Origin of the sequence: Providencia sp. PROV119 (assembly GCF_028482435.1) — a bacterium.
Classification (GTDB): Bacteria; Pseudomonadota; Gammaproteobacteria; order Enterobacterales; family Enterobacteriaceae; genus Providencia; species Providencia stuartii.
Window position 1 is genome coordinate 73,596 of sequence record NZ_JAMPQL010000014.1, and the last position, 17,003, is coordinate 90,598.

Annotated in this window: 14 protein-coding genes; 7 read left to right on the forward strand and 7 right to left on the reverse strand. The window is 37.3% G+C overall.

Going from position 1 to position 17,003, the window contains the following annotated elements; all coding sequences use genetic code 11:
- Nucleotides 1–314: 314 nt before the first annotated feature.
- The 5 genes from PSF11_RS13250 (at nt 315) to PSF11_RS13270 (ending at nt 4,933) form a co-directional block, all read left to right on the forward strand.
- Entirely contained in the window at nt 315–1,436 is a 1,122-nt protein-coding gene (locus tag PSF11_RS13250; RefSeq protein WP_169342296.1) for a slipin family protein, read from the forward strand.
- A 3-nt stretch (nt 1,437–1,439) separates the two neighbouring features.
- Nucleotides 1,440–2,666, forward strand: a complete 1,227-nt coding sequence (locus PSF11_RS13255; protein WP_072502556.1) for an RtcB family protein — start codon at nt 1,440–1,442, stop codon at nt 2,664–2,666.
- Between the two features lie 9 nt (nt 2,667–2,675).
- Nucleotides 2,676–3,467, forward strand: a complete 792-nt coding sequence (locus PSF11_RS13260; protein WP_072502557.1) for a nucleotidyltransferase domain-containing protein — start codon at nt 2,676–2,678, stop codon at nt 3,465–3,467.
- Nucleotides 3,468–3,584: 117 nt separating this feature from the next.
- Nucleotides 3,585–4,283 carry a helix-turn-helix transcriptional regulator gene (locus PSF11_RS13265; protein WP_004926059.1) on the forward strand — a complete coding sequence of 233 codons (699 nt, stop codon included), beginning with the start codon at nt 3,585–3,587 and terminating at the stop codon, nt 4,281–4,283.
- Between the two features lie 50 nt (nt 4,284–4,333).
- Entirely contained in the window at nt 4,334–4,933 is a 600-nt protein-coding gene (locus PSF11_RS13270) for a glutathione S-transferase family protein (RefSeq protein WP_014656891.1), read from the forward strand.
- 56 nt (nt 4,934–4,989) lie between these two features.
- Here the strand turns inward: PSF11_RS13270 and PSF11_RS13275 are convergent, their stop codons facing one another.
- The gene (locus tag PSF11_RS13275) at nt 4,990–5,412 is read right to left on the reverse strand and encodes a DoxX family protein (RefSeq protein WP_014656892.1); all 423 of its coding nucleotides are present in this window, start codon (nt 5,410–5,412) and stop codon (nt 4,990–4,992) included.
- Between the two features lie 472 nt (nt 5,413–5,884).
- Here PSF11_RS13275 and PSF11_RS13280 point away from each other — a divergent pair, with 472 nt between their 5' ends.
- Nucleotides 5,885–6,940: an AraC family transcriptional regulator gene (locus tag PSF11_RS13280; RefSeq protein WP_004926055.1), complete on the forward strand. Its 1,056-nt coding sequence runs from the start codon at nt 5,885–5,887 to the stop codon at nt 6,938–6,940.
- Here the strand turns inward: PSF11_RS13280 and PSF11_RS13285 are convergent.
- The 6 genes from PSF11_RS13285 to PSF11_RS13310 all read right to left on the reverse strand — a co-directional run bounded on the left by PSF11_RS13285 (nt 6,928) and on the right by PSF11_RS13310 (nt 14,825).
- Complete coding sequence (locus PSF11_RS13285) at nt 6,928–7,716, reverse strand: MoaF C-terminal domain-containing protein (RefSeq protein ID WP_004926053.1); 789 nt, start codon at nt 7,714–7,716, stop codon at nt 6,928–6,930. The two genes, PSF11_RS13280 and PSF11_RS13285, sit on opposite strands and share 13 nt — an antisense overlap.
- A 20-nt stretch (nt 7,717–7,736) precedes the next feature.
- Nucleotides 7,737–8,789, reverse strand: a complete 1,053-nt coding sequence (locus PSF11_RS13290; protein WP_004926051.1) for a RidA family protein — start codon at nt 8,787–8,789, stop codon at nt 7,737–7,739.
- 60 nt (nt 8,790–8,849) lie between these two features.
- Entirely contained in the window at nt 8,850–9,989 is a 1,140-nt protein-coding gene (locus PSF11_RS13295) for a class II histone deacetylase (RefSeq protein WP_014656896.1), read from the reverse strand.
- A 63-nt stretch (nt 9,990–10,052) separates the two neighbouring features.
- A complete protein-coding gene (locus PSF11_RS13300) occupies nt 10,053–11,723 on the reverse strand; it encodes an amidohydrolase (RefSeq protein WP_072502558.1) in 1,671 nt (556 codons plus the stop codon).
- Between the two features lie 10 nt (nt 11,724–11,733).
- A complete protein-coding gene (locus PSF11_RS13305) occupies nt 11,734–13,506 on the reverse strand; it encodes an SDR family NAD(P)-dependent oxidoreductase (protein ID WP_004926047.1) in 1,773 nt (590 codons plus the stop codon).
- A gap of 2 nt (nt 13,507–13,508) precedes the next feature.
- Nucleotides 13,509–14,825, reverse strand: coding sequence for an MFS transporter (locus PSF11_RS13310; protein ID WP_072502559.1), 1,317 nt, complete (start codon nt 14,823–14,825; stop codon nt 13,509–13,511).
- Nucleotides 14,826–15,139: 314 nt separating this feature from the next.
- On the opposite strand from PSF11_RS13310, the gene chiP reads away from it, so the two are divergent.
- Nucleotides 15,140–16,525 (forward strand): chitoporin ChiP, encoded by a 1,386-nt coding sequence (gene chiP, locus PSF11_RS13315; RefSeq protein ID WP_169342291.1) that lies wholly within the window; start codon nt 15,140–15,142, stop codon nt 16,523–16,525.
- The last annotated feature ends 478 nt before the right edge of the window (nt 16,526–17,003 follow it).

A 17,003-nucleotide genomic window follows, 5' to 3' on the forward strand; every position in this document is an offset into this window, starting at 1 on the left:
TATTAAAATCATCCACTGCCGGATATTGTCAGAACTTCGGTTCTACCGGTGCAGACATGGTGGCGAAATGATGTCACTACATGGTCTGTATTCCGCCGTCAGTAAGATAATAACTTAATGATAGTTAATCTGTTCCTTCCAGAACAAAAAACTTGATATAACAACGGGTTATAAAAATTAGGCAACACACCACCCTCCGAGATCTTTATCGGGTCATGGGCAGAACCTTAGACAGCCAGTTTGACGGCACTCTAACTTTCCCCCCATCACTCCATACCTTTCTTCGATGGTGGCTCATAATAATAAAGGAATAAATAATGAAAAAAATAATTGTGGCACAAGGACAAATTGCGCTGACCGAGAAAAACGGTAATTTTCAGCATCTTTTGCTAGCAGGTGAACACCGTATCAATGATTGGTTTAATAAACTCACCGTTAGCCTGTTCACACTTAATCATGAACCTATTGATGCAAAGTTGGCTGATCATTTGCGCCAATATCACCCTGATTGGGTGGAAGCGCATTGTATAGATATTAATTTATCGGATAACGAGATCGCTTTTTTATATCTTCATAATAATTTGACTGAAATTTTAGCGCCGGCAACGCGACGCCTGTATTGGAAAATTGCAGAAACATTACGTGTAGATATTCAACAAACAGGTGATATTGCTATCCCACAAACATTAGTCAACCGCCTAAATAGCAAAAAATGGATTAAGGGTCGAGATATCAGCTTAGTGGTCCAAGTTCCAGCGTGGCATGTTGGGGTATTAAAGGTTGATGGTGAAGTCAAAACATTATTGCAACCCGGAAATTATGGTTACTGGTGTATTGAACACCAGCCTCAGGTAGACGTTATTGATACCCGTTTACTGGCGATTGAGGTCAGTGGTCAAGAGATCCTAACCAAAGACAAAGTGACATTGCGTATCAATTTGTCAGCCAACTGGCGCTACCGTGATATTTTGTTGGCCTTCTCAAAGTTGAGCCAACCCGTCGATTATCTCTACCGTGAGCTACAGTTTGCCTTACGAGAAATTATCGGCACACGCTCATTAGATGAGTTACTGGAAAACAAGCAACTCATTGATGAATTGATGCTAGAACAAATTACCCAATGTGTCGCTGAATTTGGCTTGGATGTCGATAGCATTGGCGTAAAAGACATTATTTTGCCGGGTGATATGCGAACTATTTTATCGCAAGTGGTAGAAGCGGAAAAGGCCGCCCAAGCAAACGTGATCCGCCGTCGAGAAGAAACCGCGGCAACACGCTCATTATTAAACACGGCAAAAGTCATGGAAAACAACCCCATTGCTTTACGTTTAAAAGAGCTGGAAACACTAGAAAGCATTGCGCATCGAATCGACCAAATATCCGTTTATGGTGGATTGGATCAAGTATTAAACGGACTGGTAAAAATTAAGGAATAAAGAATGAACAATAACGCTGTTAACGAACTTATTTTGGAAAATAGCGCACCTGTAAAAATGTGGACTAACGGTGTACCGGTTGATCCTAAAGCCGTAGTACAACTGCAAAACACCGCTAAAATGCCTTTTATTTTTAAACATTTAGCAGTAATGCCTGATGTACATGTCGGTAAAGGTTCCACTATTGGTAGTGTGATCCCAACCAAAGGCGCCATTATTCCGGCTGCCGTTGGCGTTGATATCGGTTGTGGGATGATAGCAGTGCGAACTTCACTAACCGCCTCTGATTTACCGGATAGCCTGCAAAATATCCGTTTTGCAATTGAAGCGGCTGTTCCACATGGACGTACAACTCAACGCCATGGTCGTGATAAAGGAGCCTGGCATCGAGCACCCGAAATTGTTGATCAGCATTGGGCGTATTTAGATGAAGAATTTAAACGTATTTGTGATAAATACCCAAAACTGCGTGGAACAAACCACTACAACCATTTAGGAACATTAGGAACAGGTAACCACTTTATTGAGCTGTGTTTAGATGAACAAGATCGTGTATGGGTGATGCTACATAGTGGTTCTCGCGGTGTCGGTAACGCGATTGGTAACTTATTTATTTCATTAGCACATAAAGATATGCAACAGCATATTGCCAATCTGCCTGATCGCGATTTGGCGTACTTTGAAGAAGGGAGCCAACACTTTAATGATTACATGGAAGCCGTAGGTTGGGCACAAGATTTCGCTCGCCATAACCGTGAAGTCATGATGCACCGAGTACTAGAAGCACTATCAAAAACGATCACGAAGCCATTCACCACACAACAAGAAGCGGTGAATTGCCACCATAATTATGTACAAAAAGAGCACCATTTTGGTGAAGAGATACTGGTAACCCGTAAAGGTGCCGTATCTGCGAGAAAAGGGCAAATGGGGATCATTCCCGGCTCTATGGGGGCTAAAAGCTTTATCGTACGCGGTTTAGGGAATGAAGAAAGTTTCTGCTCTTGCAGCCATGGTGCAGGCCGTGTGATGAGTCGAACAGAAGCGAAAAAGCGCTATTCTGTGGCAGATCAAAAACTAGCAACAGCCCATGTAGAGTGTCGAAAAGATAGTGACGTCATTGATGAGATCCCAATGGCATACAAAGATATTGATGCCGTGATGGCCGCACAATCGTCATTAGTAGAAATCGTACATACACTGCGTCAGGTCGTGTGTGTGAAAGGATAGGAGAATGGCATGGAGAGTGAAAGCATAACGCCATTAATGCGAGAGCGCATACAAAAAACATTAGCTGAAATAGAAACAACCCATCGGGTAAAAATCCTGTTTGCGTGCGAGTCTGGAAGCCGCGGTTGGGGTTTTGCTTCTTGTGATAGCGATTATGATGTGAGGTTTATTTATGTTCATCAATTAGATTGGTATTTAACACTCGATAGAAAACGCGATGTGATTGAAAAACCCATTGATAATGAACTGGATGTTTCCGGTTGGGAATTATCAAAAGCTTTAAAATTGATGCGTAATTCTAACCCCGCGTTAATTGAATGGCTGCATTCGCCAATTGTTTACCACAAGGATGCGTCATTTATTCAACAATTTGAATTATTAGCGTCAAAATTCTATTCACCGCTAAAGGCGCGTTATCACTATTTATCCATAGCAAAACGTAACTTGCGGGAAGATTTTAAAGGGGAAACAGTACGCCTAAAAAAATATTTTTATATCTTAAGGGCAATACTGGCGTTGCGTTGGATTGAACACTCAAAAATCATGCCACCAATGGCTTTTTCACAATTGGTCAGTGCAACAGTCACCGATCACGCCGTTTTGGCGGAAATCAATGAACTGTTAGTGATCAAACAAAATGTATATGAAAGCGAATATGGTTCACGGCGCCCTGCTATCGACAGGTTGATTATTGAGACGATTGAAAAATCAGAAAAACTCAATCTTCCAGAGCCTTATTGCCGTGATAGCGCTTTATTAGATAAGTTTTTGCAAAAAGCTATCTTAGCAAACGATAGATAGCCACCATCAATCCAGTCATTTTTAATTAGCGGTGAGGCCATTCTCGCCGCTATTTTTTATTCTCGCCTTAAGCACCAATGTTATAATACGATTTCCAGCCAACGCACAGAGTAACCAATGACCCGCACTCAACGTTTATTGACTTTATTACAGATATTAAAAGAAAGTCGCTATCCCATTACGGCTGAGTCTCTCGCGTCACAATTGCACATCAGTATTCGGTCTGTTTACCGTGATATTGATGAACTACGCTGCCAAGGTGCCGAAATTACAGGTGAAGCAGGTATCGGCTATCAGCTAAAATCCGGTTTGTTACTTCCCCCTTTAATGTTCGATGATAACGAACTCGAAGCGCTGATCTTAGGTTTACGCTGGGTACAAAGTAATGCCGATGAAGAGCTGAAGTTATCCGCCATGCGCGCAATCAATAAAATCAATGCGGTTGTCAAACAGGGGTCACAAAACCTTATCAACCAAACAACATTATTTGCACCTAGCACACAAATTGCACCGATTAATAATGTGATTGCGAAAAACCTAAGACTGAGTTTACGAAAAGAAATAAAAGCTAAAATTGACTATCAAGATGAAAGTGGGAAATTTAGCAGTAGAGTTATCTGGCCAATCGCAATTGGCTATATGAAAGATACCCAAGTCTTAGCCGCTTGGTGCGAACTCAGAGAAAGTTATCGCCATTTTCGCTTAGATCGGATCCAATCCTATATTGCTCTGGAGGATAAATTACCCTATCCCAAACATTATTTATTTGAGCAATGGCGAAAAGAGACTTTATGTGTGACTACTGACAGAATCTGACACACCGCTACCTTATGATAGCGACTCAACTTAATCATAAGGAAAAGGCGATGAGCTCACTTACCCTATATACAAATTCGATGTCACGCGGCAATACGGTCGACCTGCTATTTAAACTGTTAGATGTACCTTATCAGCGAATTGAGCTTGAATATGGCGAGCAAATGCATACTGCCGAATATCTTGCTATTAATCCGATGGGAAAAGTTCCCGCTTTAGTCGATGGTGAACATATTATCACTGAAACTGCGGCTATCTGTGTCTATTTAGCCGATAAATTTATAGAAAAAGGGTTAGCGCCGGCGTTTAATTCCCCACAACGAGCAGCCTATTATCGCTGGTTCTTTTTTACCGCAGGCCCTATTGAAGCGGCATTTACAACGCATGCAATGGGCTTACAGTTAGATGAAGCACAGCAAAAAATGTCAGGTTTTGGCTCATTTAAACGCGTTATGGATTGCCTAGAAACAGGACTTAGTAACGCTGCACCTTATATTTGCGGCCAACAACTAACCGCAATCGATGTGTATGTCGGGGCTTTTCTTCTATTTATGGAAAAGATAAATTTTATCGAAAATTCCGCGGTCATTAATCATTATCTCGACACATTAAAATCTCATCCAAAGTTCGCCAAAAGCATTGCATCATAAGCTTTTAAGGATACAGGCCACCATTTATGATGGCCTGATATTCATCGTATTGAGCCTTAACGCCACGTTGCACTCTTCATAACAGAAAAGCGCCCTGCTCCCATTAACGCAAGTGCAATTGATCCCACAAAGAAATAAACAATACTTTCAATTGCCCATGCCCCCGTTTTATCCAATAAAAACGTTTTATCAAGCCCTACCATTAACCAAGCAATAAACATGGTAAAAGCGACAAGCAGCGCGGCTGGGCGAGTGAGTATCCCTAATATAATGAAAATCGGTGCGACAACTTCCCCCAAAATAGTTCCATAAGCAATAAATTCGGGTAAACCATATGCAGCAAGCATAGCTTTAATGCCACTAGCGCCTGTTAACAATTTACTCATGCCATGGAATAACATTAATCCGCCAATAGTAATACGTAATAACAATTTTCCAGCATCGTCATGTGCCAATAACCGATTTACTGTGCCTATCATTGTGTGCTTCTCCAAGAAAAATATACTGCAACCTATGACGCGTTTACGACCAATACAATAAGAGTGACTTTTATTTATTATTGTTATAGCAGCATTGTAGTTATTTAATAGCTTTTACTCTTACTTTGGTGACACCAATAGCATTTATTCATAAAACTAAGGTATGAACTAAAAAATAAAAGGTCAATCAACAACAATTAAGTCAAATTTAAAAAAAACAAAAAATACTAAATAAGAGCATTCTAAAAAGAGTGTTAATGAATTAAGATAATTGATGTTCAAAATAATTGTTATTTATTTAAGATTTCAATCAAAAATAAAGAATATAACGATATATTTATATCATCAATATAAAATAATAATGATATAAATTCATTGCTATTTTGTTACTAACATGTAATTTTGTCATATCAAAGAATGTGCGGTTAATGAATTCAAGCAAAATAGCATCTCATTAATACGAGGCATAAAAATGAAACCTGAAACTAACGCCCATCATTCATATAACTCTTATATACATCAGCTAAAAATATCCGAGATCATGAGTTATTTACAGTCACTGGATATTCCTTTTTCATATAGATCAAAAATTTTATATAATAAATTTAAATTACTAAAATTAACAGAAGTTGCCCCCATACAAGCTTATAACGAGTTTCTACGTTTAATTGCTCATGAAACAAAAGATCAGCATTGGTGTGCGAAAGCGGGTATCGCAGCCCCCTATCATAGTTACTCACCGATCAGTGAAATTTTTATGTCGGCAAAAACATTACATGCCGCTTTAATCGAACTCAACCAATATACCGATCTATTTCAAGGCAAAACACACACTAATATTGTCATAGAAAACAAAAAGGTTTTAATCAATTATGAAGTGAGTATATTTAAGCCTGAATACTATAAGTTTGACATTGAGTACAGTTTATTTAGGTTAGTGAGTCAAATAAGAGAGCGACTTGGTAAAGATTGGATACCTGATACATTTTATTTCCAATATGCATTAAGTCGAAAAGATAAAGATAATTTGAAAAAAATCATTCCAACTCACTATGAAGACAATGCTAAATTCAATGGTATTTCATTTGATGAAGAGTGGCTAAATGCTGGTATTAATAAAAAAGAGCATGATGAAACGTTCATTTTTTTCTTAAAAAATCATCTAAATAAACTTAAACACTCAAGTTGTATGCCCGAATCCATGAGTATGAAAGTGCAAGATATTATGTACCAACATATTTTATCACAAAAAGACATTTCATTATCTTGGGTAGCGGCAAAGCTGTATATCTCACCAAGGACATTACAACGTAAATTAGCAAAAGAAAATATTAATTATTCAGATATTCTGGATAAAATTCGCTGTGATATTTCTATCGATAAACTCGTTGAAGAGAAGATTAGAATAGATAGCCTAGCTGAACTACTAGGCTATACGGACAGCGCCGCTTTTTCAAAAGCATTTAAACGCTGGACTGGCTCACCGCCACTTCAATACATCAAAAAACAGGGCTATCATAAAGCGTGAAAATTGTGCTCTTCAAGCCGTTTATTAATCCGCTTCATATAGGCTCCAATAGGGATGCTAAACCATTGCTCATCCGTATAGCCAACGGCAAACCCGGTGTTGCGCATTGACTTTAAGTCTAAGAGCAAAATAATCGCGACATCGACCGCTAACTCTCTAAAACCAAGTAAATACACATCATCTTTAATTTTTAGGTAAGTTGCTTGGTCACAATCACATTCACCATGTCTTACCCCTCCATAAATATGATACGCATACCATTGGCTATTAATATAAATATGTTCAACGGCGGTACTTTCACTGTATTCATTCAGAATATGTAAGCCAATAAGATCTCGTGTTTCTGCGGGGAGAAGCGTATTATCGTTATCACCAATAATCTTTCCAACATGATAATGCTGTTCGAATCTCGGCGTCGTTTTCTTACTTGGCTGGTATTGAGAGCTAAACAGGACAACATGACTATTATTGAGGTCTAGTACTAAAATTGAGTGAGCAAAATCAATGCTCCCTTTTGATAATTCAATTAAAAATACTTTATCCGCAACTTCGGTCATATCGCTGATTTTTCTTTTTTTCTTATCAAAATAAGAGCTTAAAAAAACACTATTCGTTATAATATGGTCATGTTCATCAATACGAAAATAAAAACTTTCATTGTTTAAATAAAGATTAAATTCAATATTAATAATGTCATAACTTCTCTTTATTCGATTCTTTTTTAACTCATTCGTAAACATATCAAATGATGTATCAGAAATTATTTGCTCTGTCATGTTATCACCTGTGATATAAATTAAAATGAATGAATGCTTATTTCTAAAAATGACTTGTTATTCATGAGTTTTTTGACTGGCAATGTCTCTACAATATAATTTTCCACATGGGCGCTTGTTAACTTCGTCATTAGCTCATCATGTATAATATCAATATAAGCCTCACTACTGTTTTTACTCTTAACATATTTTATTGTGATTCTAATACTGGATGAAAAATTATTTTCCAATATATTATCTATATGTTTTTTTGCATGTATAAAGCTATCATATAAATCTAGGTTAAGTTGAAAGCAAGCATAGTGAATAGGTGCAGCCAACTGTGATAATGGGCTTTTTACAAAACCGTCTATTTCTATTAAAAATTCATCAACGGCCATCCCATCACAATAGGTGACATTGAGTTCACAATTAATAGCTTGAATATTTCCAGTATATTTAGCAATCTCGTCTTTTATCAGATCTATTACTGGCTGATATGCGACATCACTACGAAGATAAACATTTAATAAAATAAGATCATCCATTGAGTAATCTAACTCAATTATTGAACGATTAATTTTATCAAAAATCACCGCAACTTGCTCTTCAAGGGTATCATTGATGTAATAAGCATGGCTATTATCATCGGAAACAATCAAAGCTTCCGTGCCTGTAATATAAAGTAGCTCCTCATAAATTAAAGAGCGGCTAACGTCCATTTCCATATTATAGAAAGGTAAGCATTGAACCGCCTTGTTATGACGAGGAAAAATAAACTCAATGGCTACCAGAGCATTATCATTGCTAAAATTCGGAAGCCGAATAATTGTTCCAACAGGCTTTTTATTACCGTAGCCTTGTGCTATTTCGTGGCTAACTTTATGAAATTGATTAATCGCATAGATGGGATCAACTTTATCACTTTTAATCGCTATTGTATGTTTTAGCATATCCGCATAACTAATCCCCATTTTTATTAATGCATTATTTACTTCAGAGATAATTATTGCTAATTGAGTATCAAAATCGCCTCCCGAAAAAGAAGAGTGCCACCCAATAATGACATTATCATTGGTTTTTAGTATATTCATTATGTCTCACCCAATTAATAGATCAATTTAATGTGTAACGCTTGCTCTAATAGAATATTGTTACAAACCCAATTTAATCGCTTGGTGATTTATTAAATTTTCTTGTAACTCTTTGAGTGCTTGAGGAATCGTTTGTTGTTGGATAAAAGAAATAAAAGGGTCGACAACCTGAGTATTTATGCCACTTAACCCTTCTAGTAGTGCTAATGCACAAAAGGGAACATAATGCTCAGAATAGCCTCCTTCATGTATGACAACCACTTTTCCATGGCAAACGTCCTGAGCGACCGCGACAATACTTTCTATCATTTCTCGATAACTCTGGCTATGGAGTTGCATATGTCCTAGAGGGTCAAAGGTACTTGCATCATAACCACTGCCAATAATAATGAGATCCGGTTTGTAGGTCCTAAGAGCAGGGATTGCTATTGTTCTTAATGCATATAAATATTCATCATGGCCACATCCCGGTAATAACGGAATATTAATATTGAATCCTAAACCTTCTCGGTTACCTTGTTCTTCGATACCTCCTGAGTTAATTGGGAAGCAGTTATCTTGATGCATAGAGATGGTAAGCACTTTATTATCGTTATAAAAAATAGCTTGAGTTCCATTTCCATGATGCACATCCCAATCCAATATAGCGACTTTTTTTGCCCCTAAATTCTCAAGGGCATATTTAGCGGCAATACTGCTGTTTGCTAAATAGGTCGCCCCCATCGCTTTATCTGGCAAAGCATGATGGCCTGCTGGCACACATACGGCATAAGCCCTATTTAAAGAACCGTCCATCACTTGATGAACAGCGGCTTTTGCTTGGCCTGCGGATAATAGCGCTATTTGATACCCCCCCGGTCCAAATGGTGCCTGTAAACCTAATTCCCCCCCTTCATTTTTACTCAGTTCAATAAAATCATTCAAATACTCTTGGGTATGAACACGCGCCGCATCATTATAAGTAATGGGGGGTGCACTGTATGAAAATAAAAATTCATTCATGCCACTCACATCAATTAAGGATTTAAAACGACGTACGCAACTTGCAGAGCTAGCCCCAAATTCATTATTCGCGAAAGGTTGCATCCAATTCATTTGATTATAAGCTAGCGGTGATGATTTATAACTCCGCCCCCATAAACAATATTCATGATAAAAAAGACCAGTTTTAATCGTGGAGTCTTTCATGCTGCAAAACATATTATTCCCCTAAGTAGATAATCTGGTGTAGCTTCAATAATCGCGAGCACATCTGGTATTCCATTACCGTTGATACACAACTTTTCCATTACAAATGGTCATAATGACATTGGTTTTCCCTATTTGCTCAGCCGGAATAGTAAATAGGTCATGACTTAATATTTGTAAGTCAGCCAATTTCCCTACTTCTATCGAACCTCTTTCATGTTCAAGATGTTCCTGAATGGCACCATTAATGGTGTACATGCGAATGGCATCCTCAATCTTACAACCTAGGTCAGATTGATAAATTTGATTGTTTTTAGCTTTTCTAGTCAGCGTAAATTCAAGTCCTTTTAACCAATTAAATGGGAAGCAACAGGCATCAGAGCCAGCAGCAACCACAACGCCTTCATTAATATAAGACTGCCAGTCAAATAACTTAGCGTTGTACTCATCGGGTATAATCTGCTTAATATCATTGATCATGCTATAGCCTGCGATTGGTTGGCAGGATAGCAAAATATTATTTTTTGCCATTGTTTTCGCATTCTCAATCGTGAGATCATCACCATGAATAATAAAATGGCGTAAGTCTTTATTTGGCATGATCTTTTCTGCATAAGAAAAGGCATCTATTGCTGCATCAATCGTTTTTCCACCAATTGCATGAATACCAACCTGCCAACCTAAGCGGTGTAATTCAACAATGGTTTTATTAAGTTCGGCAATTTGTTCTTCAACACTATGACCAGCAAAGGTTAGCTCTCCTTGATAACCATTGCATGATCTTCGAATACAAGGTGAACTATCACCAAATAACTTTATCGTATCGACTTTTAACCATGATTTATCGGTATGAAGTGGATATGAAAACGCTTCGGCACCAGAAATAATATTTTTAAAACTGTGCACACCTTCTTTTGCCGCAAATAAATTAACACTAACCCGAGTTAATAACTTATTTTCATCATAAAGCGCCTTATAGAGCTTTATGACTCTGCTACTCCAAGCACCATGAAATAGATTATCGCCTCCTGGCCCTAAAATATCGGTGTAACTTGTGATGCCATTTTGCAGTAAATGATATTGGATAAGTAAAATATAGCTTTTAAGTTCTTCATCAGACAGCTGAGGTAAATATTTCCCGACAAGGTTCATGGCTCCCCATTCAGAAATAATACCGTTAGGCTCACCTTGCTGATCAATACCTATCCGTCCGACCTCTTTCGGTAGCTCTATGGATTTAGAATTTAACCCTGATAATTCTATAACCTCCTGATTAACAATTAGGTTATGTAAACTAAAATCACTAAAGCTTGCTAATTTCCCATTCGTTTTTTGGGATAAGTAAGCTTGGTTAACCGCGATTTTTTCGTCGTTATCATCAAGGAGTTCAAAGGGGCATCCAATGCCGTAGATCCAGTCCCTGTTTTTTTTAGCGGTTAAATGAGTCTCCAACTGACTTTCAAACTCATTTTTTAATTTACTCTCAAACAAATTTAGGAAATCACCAGAAATCAGCATGCCCGTGTGTGTCGCATGGATATGCGCATCATGTGCAGCAGGTAACACAAGCTTATTTTTTGCATCAATTATCTGAGTATGAAAACCTATTTTTTTAAAAATATCATCATTATCACCAACAGCAATAATTCTCTCTTTTGCAATCGCTATCGCCTCATAGAAAGAGAAGTTTTTATCTACCGTTGCAACCTTGGCATTAATAATGACTAAATCAGCATCTTGACTCATTATAAACACCTTATGTTGGAATATAATTTAATGGGTAATTTAATGAGTTAAGAGAAATAATATTTGCACCGGCTGGAATATTAATCATTTTATTCACTTCTGACAGATTTCCCCAGCCTTTCCCTGTTGTCGTCTTATTCTCCAAGTCATAAACAAAAACAAAGGATAGGTCGATTAATAGCTCTCGCCAAGTCACCACATAAGTAGAATCGTCAAACTTATAATAACTCACTTGATCGCATCCCCCATCACCTTTTCTGATACCATTAATGACGTTATAGCAATACCAATGTGAATTGATATAAATATGCTCATACACTGTCGGTGGTAAATTCGAATAACAATATAACGCCCGACTGCCAATCAAATCACTCGTAATAAAAGGATACCGGCATTCATTAACTTTATGGTTTCCAGTCAGTATTATTGCTGGTGTAAAATATTGCTGATAATTAGACGCTAACTTTAATGGTATTGGCTTGCTGTGATCAGGCAAACTTTTAGGCTGATATTGTGTAAGAATAAATAGCGCTTTATTTGTGGTAAAATCGAGTGCAATAGATAGCGTAATTTCCGTATGCTCTGGAAATAAAAGATCCACAAAAAACAGATTATTTCTCACCTCAACCGCTTCATAATTTGCCTCTTTCGGGATAAAAATACCTTGTTGGTGATAACCTTCTATCGTGCAGCTCTTTTGATCGAAAAAGATCTCAATCACTGCGTTTTCTGTTTTAAATTCTATCCCTGTCAGGCTAATTTTTTTGCTTTGAGGTAAACGATTATGGGCCAACTCCCCATAACTCACTTCAGATTTCAGTTTGGCGTATTCTGTAAATGTTTCATTCACCATTTCTTCCGAGAGGTGCCATAATTTTTGACCGAAAGCGACATCCAGTACCCATGGAATAACCCCCGTTCCCTGCCGCGTATCCTCATTAATTTGAGAATAACTGCAATGTTCTAAAAAAATCCCCCCTTTATCCGCAAATTCAGGGTGACACAATGCCATAATCTGTGTTGCAACACCGGCTGATAATGATTTTACAGGCACTTTATTGGTGTCCTGTTTCTCTGCTAACTCTTTAAAATCATCGTGCTGCAAATGCAGATGTAGGTTTGTATCAAGAACAATGCCGGGAGCTACCGCAAAAGCTCGAATATTATAATCTTTCCAGCGCCTATCAAACTCAAATGCAAATAATACATTTGCTGATTTAGATTGCCCGTATGCAGTCCAACGGCTGTATGGTCGATGATTGAAATTTGGATCATCTAAATCGACATTACTTAAGCGATGCGCCCCCGATGTCATCATAACAACCCTTGCACCTTTTAATAAGCAAGGTGTCAGTTTGTTAATTAATAGAAAATGCCCTAAATGATTAATGCCAAACTGTTGTTCAAATCCATCGACGGTTAATTTAAAATCAGTGGCCATTACCCCGGCATTAGCCAATATCCCATCAAGTTTCACATCTTCTAGAATAATTTGCTTTACGAAACGCCGAATATCATTTAACGATGACAAATCAAGCAATTTAATTTCAAATAAAGCATCATCAAATTGTGAAGAAAGCTCCGTATAAAGTTGTTGTTTTTTTTCCTCTGTCCTGACGGTAAGAACAACATATCCTTCATGGCTTAATATTGCCTTAGCAGACTCTTTGCCTAATCCAATATTAGCGCCTGTGATTAGATACTTTTTATTCTTTAACGATATTCCGTCTAGTACTTCATTCCACGTAGTATGCACATGATAATGATTTAAATTTTTTGTCATTATTAAGCCTTATCTTTATTATTTTTAAAAATTATTTTCATAATGATTACCATGGAGGCAACAAGTAATAATAAATTGAATAAAAACATTGCAGAAAAACTAACACGCTCAATTAACATTCCGCTAAACATCGGCCCTAACGCGATACCCAGCCCCAATGTAAGTGATGTAAGGTTCATAACATTTCCATCGACTTCATATTCAGCAGCAATACTCATCGTAAATGGTAATATTAGTGTCCATATATATTTAAAAGCGTAACAACTGATAATCACAAGCATGATGCTAGTATTTAAGTACATTGCTAGCACAGATGCGATTAAAAATATAAAGCAAGTAACAAAAACTAAATTTACTTTTTTACTAAATAAAATTGAAGTTCCCGCGCCCAATATACCGACCATACTTGCCGAACCTAAAATGTTATACACGACTGAAAGATCGACTTGTAACGCGCTAAGATAACCTCCAATAAATGTCCAAACACCAGCAACCACGACATTAAATAAGAAGATACCTGCTAAGCATAGATACATCTCATTTTTTACTGTACGATTTTTTACCGCTCCTTGGGCTTGTTCTTTAAAAATATTTTCCTCTTTCATTCGCCAAATAGCATCTATACCTTTAGTTAGCGGTAAAACACAAACTAACAGTATGGACACGAAAATATAAACTGAAAATATGCCATAACTTTCAAGGAATAGCGGTAAAATAAACAGCCCTAAACTCCCTAATATAATTTGGCTAAATAGGGAGATACTGAACGCTCGATACGAGTTTGGCAATAACGCCATACACGAATTGGTTATGATAAAAATAGTCGTTCCTGATATTGCAGAGAGGATTCTGATAGCAATATAAAGATTAAAATGATCTTTAATTAAAAAACCTGAGATAATGTTTAATACCGCGGTAAGTAGGATCATAGCCACATAAATATGATACCAGTTTATCTTTGTTTTTAACCAAAAGAAGGCAATAACGTTTGCTAACATCCCGGTTAAAATTTCTATCATATAGATAAAACCTACTTTTTCTGGCGAAAAACCAAGTTCCTTATCCATTTGAATAGTAATTAATGGTGCCCACAAGAACATCATCGGAATAAATATTCCACCTATAATAGGTGAAAGATAAACTCGCCATGTTGATAACTGCATTTTTTGAGACTTCATAGATCCGACTGATTCACTCATATCAAACCCTCTTATTTTCCATTTTTCATAATATAAATATAAATTTAAAAAACTTTTAATAGCTAAAGGTGACATTTTTTTGTTTTTATACGTCACATAATAAAATACTGGATAATGCATTAAAGGTTTTCACTTTTAAAAACAGCATTTAGAAATCCAACTCCGCAATTTAACCCAAAAAAACAAGATCACTCAGTATAAAAACCCAACCTTATATAATATCTCGACATCAACAGCTACCATGGTCCCTATTGGCAAATGACATTCTCTTAAATTCATAAAACCCTACTTTTCAGATTGCTTAATATTAATCACAAAATATAAATGTTATTGGCTTAGTGTTTTATTTATCACTTTGCCCTTCATTATTTATAAAAAATAAAAATCAATTAATTAATTCAATCAATATTGAGGAATAAAGAATGGCTAATTCCATGATTAAGCATACTAAAAAACTATTAGCATTAGAGATATTTTCTATATTAACCGCAAGTTGTTATATTCCTAAAATCAATGCTCAACCATTTTTTGATGATGCAACATTAAAAGGTGGTATCTATTATTGGCAAAGGGATAGATCAAGAAAAGAATTAACACCCGGCAGTGATAAATATGGTCAATATACAGATAATCTTAAACACTCATCATTAAATATAGCTCTCGACTTTTCTTCTGGTTATATTCAAGATTTTATTGGCTTTGATTTTGCCGGGTATACTGCTGTCGAATTATCAAACGGTGGCCCTGCCGCACCGAATGAAATTGGCTTTAGTGATGCCAAAAATGTTTGGGATGAGAAAGGCACAGGCGACCGTAATGGGTTTACCTTCACGACCGCTGCAACAAAATTAAAATTAGGGCCATTTTGGGGTAAAGCAGGCTATATACAACCAAGTGGTCAAACTTTGTTAGCCACCAACTGGAGCTTTTTACCCGGTACTTACCGTGGTGCCGAAGTGGGGGCTGAATTTGATACCGAGGACAGTGGGAAATTTAATATTTCCTATATGTGGACGGATCAATATAAAGCGCCATGGTATCGTGAAATGTATGAATTCCGCGAAGCCGACTCAACAACCACGATTGATTATTTACACTCACTGGGTGTGAAATATGATGCCAAAAACAAGCTGGTGCTAGAGGGTGCAGTTGGTCAAGCTGAAGGTTATATGGATCAATATCTTGCCAAGATCTCTTACGCATTCCCGCTTGCTGGACGTGATTTAAGAGTATCGTATCAATTCTACGGCGCACAAGATAAAGACAATAGTGGTGGTGTTAATGATGTCTATGATGGATTAGCTTGGTTACAGGCGTTCACTTTAGGCTATACCTACGATGCTTTAGACTTCCAAGTTGAAGGAACGATGGTGCACTCTCCTGGTCAACAAGGTTACTTCTTACAGCGCATGACCTCGGCTTACGGCACTTCAAATGGTCGTATAGATGTTTGGTGGGATGCCCGTTCAGATTTCAACTCCGACAATGAAAAAGCGCTATTTGCTGGTGTGACCTATGATTTATCCAGTTGGGATCTCGCAGGTTGGAAAATCGGCACCTCTTATGTTTATGCTTGGGATGCAAAACCGAGTAATAATCCAATTTATGACCAAAGCCAACGCGTCAGAGAAAGTGCATGGAATTTTGATATTCTCTACACCATTCAAACTGGTAAAGCTAAGGATACTACCTTTAAATTACATTACACTCGTTTTGATAACCACAGCGATATCCCAAGCTGGGGTGGAGGATTTAATAACATTTTCCAAGATGAAAAAGATATCAAATTTATTGTGACTGCCCCATTTACGATTTTTTAATTCACACAATAATTTATTAAATTTATTTTTCTTGGATGCTTAGGTTTTTTAATAGCAAATGATCGTTATCTTTTCATTTATGCCGGTCATAATTATGACCGGTATTTCACTCATAACCACGGATAGCCCCTATCCATTATCGTTAAAAATGGCAATAGCAAACAAACAAGGCTAGCCAAGCTGCCAAAAATAGAAATGATATTTCCATCTGAGTTAATGCGAGCCATTATGCGAAATATCCCTCTAAATCGCGTCGATAGCATAAAACGCGATGTGTGGGTGCATTCTCGACCATGTTTAAAAAATGGTTGAGCAAAACACCTTCAAATTTTATTCAGCGTATTCATCAATAACAGAGGATGGGTTGAGCCGCCATTTTCCTCCTAGTGCAATAAATGAAGCCAGCGAGATGATTATCTAACAAAAACAGACCGAGGCACGCTTCCCAAACCTGTTTCAAGATAACTGGCTCTTGCGG